Source organism: Moorena sp. SIO3H5 (genome assembly GCF_010692395.1).
GTDB lineage: Bacteria > Cyanobacteriota > Cyanobacteriia > Cyanobacteriales > Coleofasciculaceae > Moorena.
On sequence record NZ_JAAHHS010000527.1, the window covers coordinates 1 to 4,484 of the forward strand.

Genomic DNA, 4,484 nt, shown 5'->3' on the forward strand with positions numbered 1-4,484 from the left:
TAATGACGCGAATGAGAATTAGGCTGTTTTTATTACTGTTTTTGGTGTGTTTTGGAGTTTTTGCCCAGGACGATTTTCTTGCGAAACAATACTTCAACGACGGCGATTTCTCTATCTGACTATAGTACCAGCGCTGAATAAATTCCTCTATTTTACTGTCATCAAATAACTGAAGTTGATAGTGATAAAATTCTTGGTTCCAGAAAAAATCCCAGGGGGTATTTGAGTTAGGATAACGGTCGTTATCGGAGGTTAGAATTACCCAATTGTTAGGAAATTGCTGGATAAAATCTTTAATTTGCCCTACGACTTGCTCAGCTTTGGCTGGTTCTGTAACTTGATCAAGCCCATCGAGCAAAATCAATGTCCGTCCATCTTCCAGCCAATGTTCAAAGAAACCTTTAGGCAGAGATTTCACCAATAGGTTTTTTTCAGCAAACTGCCGTGCATACTCTACAATACTGATATCTGAATACTCGACCCAATCCCGGATATCAATTAAAATCGGCAGCCAGTCAATATCTGGCGCTAACCCAATTGCTTCTGGTTGCTTCTGGGCTAAAATTACAGCAACATAATTCATTAAGGTGGTTTTACCTGAACCAGGCGCACCCATTAGTATCACGTTCCGGGATTTAGCAGAGTTAGCCTGCCAGGTTTTTACCGCTAATAAATATTGGGCAAGAGTTTTTTTAACCGTTTGCCTACGCAATGGTTGCCATTGCTTACCTGGTAATGCTACCTGAGAGTGAAAAGCCCGCGACTCTAACGGTCGCTTACTACTGGGAGGATGTAACACTTCTACCTCAGGCATGACAAAAATTTGGTCAAGCTTAAGGGCATGGTTTCCATGGTGTGTAGCTACCAACATCCCAGGAAACTTAACATTATCAATCCTGTGGGAAATTTGCCGGAAATAGTTTTCCTTAGTTAGTTGAAATTGTAAATAACTGCGGGTTTTATCACTATAAGTCTTGACAAAGGTTTCCATCCAGGGAAGGATAAAACTATCTTGTGGTTGAGTGGGGGCATGGTTTAAGGCTACCTGCTTAAATTTTTCCACAAGTAAAGAGGTTAATGGTGCTTTGTTCTCCTGTTGGAGGGGTTTGTGTAATTCCTCATGTACTTCTTTATGTTGGAAAAAGTCTTCCAGAAAAAGCGCGATCGCATCAGGAGCAGAATAATAAAAAAGGCGCTGCTCTGGTGCCAAGGGTTCTTCTCGCACTAGGGCAGCTTTTAGTGCTTCCTCTAGTGCTTTTTGGATATCGGCAGGAGTTAGCCTAGTTTGAATGTTTCCCCCTAAAATAGGGGCAACAGATTTAGCAACAACAGAAGCAATTTCCCAGGTCATAGGGCAAACTCAATTTTCCGTCAACAAACAATTATTATCGTAGTTGCGGACAGCCCGTCTGAAAATTGGAACGGGCAAGATGCCCATTCCACGGCAAGATGTCCATTCCACTCACCAGGTCAAACAGCTTTAATCAGATGCACCCTCTTACCCCTCTTGAAACACCCAATTTGGTAATTCACCTAACAACCTGATCAAATCACAGCCATCCCTTATCCTTGCTCAGCTGTTCGAATCTTCTGTGGTCTTTAATCGCCAACCGGGTTTAACGATCTGATTTCTACTACGAGCAATCACCAAGCTATCGTTTGGCACATCCTTGGTAAGCACAGAACCAGCTGCCACAGTGACATCCTCTCCTAAAGTTAGTGGTGCCACCAGAACACTATTGGAACCAGTCTTAGTGCGATCGCCTATCTGGGTTTTATGCTTTTTAACACCATCGTAATTGGCAGTAATGGTACCTGCGCCAATATTCACTCGGGACCCTAGGGTAGCATCTCCCAAATAAGATAGATGAGAGGCATTAGTGCGATCGCCTATCTGAGTATTTTTCAGTTCCACAAAATTTCCGATACGGCAGGATTCTCCTACTTGGGCATTACCCCGAAGATGAGAATACGGACCAATACGGGTGCCATCTTGAACCACAGAATCACTTACCACTGAATATAGCACGGTCACCTTCTCACCCAACTGGCTATTTTCAATCAGACTCCCTGGGCCAATCCTGCTACCAGCACCAATCACCGTCTTACCCCGCAAATGAGTTTGGGGCTCGATGGTGACATCAGGTTGCAATTGGACAGTCTCATCAATGGTGATACTGTTTGGGTTAATTAATGTCACCCCTGCCTTCATCCAGCTATCCTTAATCCGCTCTTGCAAAATCTCCTCAGCCATGGCCAGCTGTTTACGGTCATTAATCCCGAGAATTTCGTGAGTTACTTCCACATCCACTGCCATTACTGGATTAACCATGGTAACCGCATCCGTTAAGTAATACTCATTTTGGTCATTATCCGCAGACAGTTTTGGTAAGACCAAAGCCAATTGAGACCAGTTGAAGCAATAGACACCAGCATTGATGCGGTTATTTTGCTTTTGAGCATCAGTACAATCCCGGTGTTCCACAATCTGTTGCAGCTGATTGTTACTATCACAGAAAACCCGTCCATAACCGGTGGGATTGGGCAAATGGGCAGTTAGGATCGTAGCGCCATTGTTATGGGCTTGATGGCTTTCTAATAGTCGTTTAATGGTGTCGGGACGCAACAAGGGAACATCACCATTTAAGACCAGTAAGTCTCCGGTATCGTCTGCCAAGTGGGGCAACAGTTGCTGGACGGCATGACCAGTACCCAATTGCTCTTTCTGTTCAACGAATTCTACATCGGTGTAGGCGCTCAGACTTTCTTTGACCCGTTCACTCTGATAGCCACAAATGACGATCACTCTGGAGGGGTTAATAGAAACACAACTGTTGAGCACTCGCTCCACTAGAGTTTGTGAACCCAAACGATGACAGACTTTGGGCAGGTCAGATTTCATGCGAGTTCCGCGTCCTGCCGCTAGAATTGCTACTGCAACCATAGATTAGCTTTTTGCTTCCATCTTTGCATCCCTATCATACTAAGACTTGAGCTGAGTTCAATGTCATAATTTGGCAGTTTTTTTAAAGATGCATGAGAGAGAATTTAGAATTCAGGAGAATAATGATGAATCTATTGGGAGAATAAATAGGATTATTACCGATAAAACTCTGATTAATTGCTAATTCAGAAAAAAAATCGTTATTATGACTATAGGAGGAGAGTAGGGAATCGGGAATCGGGAATCGGGAATCGGGACTGCATCGCTTAAACCTGTCTTGACTATTGCATGCCTTTTGCCTGGCGTTGCGTCAGTCTTGGAATGAATAGGAGTAGAGTGGGCATCCTGCCCGCGCGAAAATAAGCATGAAACTGGCAAGATGCCAGTGTCTTGATGCAAAGCGCGAGTGGGGGAAACCCCCGCATGAAGGCGCTGCATCGCTTCCACCCCTGATGCCCATTCCACCTCACTCTTAAAATCATTCAATTATCAGAGTGGGAGAGTTTGAGAGGGAAAAGAATACTCCGTCCTCTTAGGTCTTGAAGTTACCGTAAGGATAGGGTCGCCTTAATCAAACAGTTTTGACCCTTTTTCGCACAGCCGACCAACCATAAAGGCGACCCTATCTATCGGTTTCGTCTTCGAGGATGAATTTTCCCTCTCAAATAGTGTTAATATAAAAAGTAAGGGTCTCAAAAAAAACTGGGTATTGACCCCACTCAGCTACCTCCGGTGCGGGGGAAAGTTAAGCCCATGGAGATAACAACCAACTATGTTGTGCCTGGGAATCCCCATTCCTGCGACGGATGGGGAGGTTCAATAAGCAACACCTTTTGCCTTTTGCTACTCCCTACTCCCTACTCCCTACTCCCTGTTCCCTATTCCCTATTCCCTATTCCCTTTGCTCTCTCAACCAACGCTTTTTCCAATGGGAGGTTGGTTCAAGTAAAGAGTTTTGCTGCTCTAGGCGGCGTCGATGTAGAATGTCTGAGGCTGAGTCTGATAAATTAGGGTCTCGGTAAGGTACAGCAGCACGAGTTTGCAAATGTTCTTGCTCTCGGATTGATAAGCTAGGTAAATCAGTTTCAGTAAAGCTAGCAACAGTACCGGGTTGCCGATTTCCGACTTCAATGGTGGAACCAATCGTAAACCCAGCTGTGATCAGGGCAATTCTAACCGCTGCAGCACAAGAGTAGGTGGCTAGTCTACCGGTGTCTGAGCAACATTGGGCTAAGTGTTGAATAAATTCTAGAGTCCATAATTGAGGACAGTTGGGTGGGGAAAAGGGGTCAAGAAAGATAGCATCAGCTTGGAAGTTAGCTTGTTGCACCTTTTCGATAGTCTCTCTGGCATCACCGAGATAGAGTTGAGCTTGCAATTGCTGGGTTTCAAGCAGTCCAGTAGTTGCCAGAGCTTCTAATAGTTGGGGGATAGGATTGGGAAAGAGATTCAGCCAACCCTGAGCGATCGCAGCTTGTGGTACCGTAGAGTCTAACTCTAGGGCAACTAGTTGGACATGGCAGTGGGGTTTTTGTTGGTG

The 4,484-nt window shown here is 44.8% G+C and carries 4 protein-coding genes; all 4 read right to left on the bottom strand.

Annotated elements, in window-relative coordinates; genetic code table 11:
- Positions 1–1,351: NACHT domain-containing protein (locus tag F6K52_RS32830; RefSeq protein WP_293088756.1), on the bottom strand; the 1,351-nt coding region annotated here is incomplete at its 3' end.
- A 222-nt stretch (positions 1,352–1,573) separates the two neighbouring features.
- Positions 1,574–2,944 carry a bifunctional UDP-N-acetylglucosamine diphosphorylase/glucosamine-1-phosphate N-acetyltransferase GlmU gene (gene glmU, locus F6K52_RS32835; RefSeq protein ID WP_293088758.1) on the bottom strand — a complete coding sequence of 457 codons (1,371 nt, stop codon included), beginning with the start codon at positions 2,942–2,944 and terminating at the stop codon, positions 1,574–1,576.
- A gap of 180 nt (positions 2,945–3,124) precedes the next feature.
- Positions 3,125–3,430, bottom strand: a complete 306-nt coding sequence (locus tag F6K52_RS32840; RefSeq protein ID WP_293088760.1) for a hypothetical protein — start codon at positions 3,428–3,430, stop codon at positions 3,125–3,127.
- Between the two features lie 406 nt (positions 3,431–3,836).
- Positions 3,837–4,484, bottom strand: a 648-nt coding sequence (locus F6K52_RS32845; protein WP_293088762.1) for an MnmC family methyltransferase, incomplete at its 5' end; no start/stop codon positions are given.

What these genes read in the sequence shown, in the direction of transcription:
- glmU (WP_293088758.1), bottom strand. Translation starts at nt 2,944, where the DNA reads ATGGTTGCAGTAGCAATTCTAGCGGCAGGACGCGGAACTCGCATGAAA.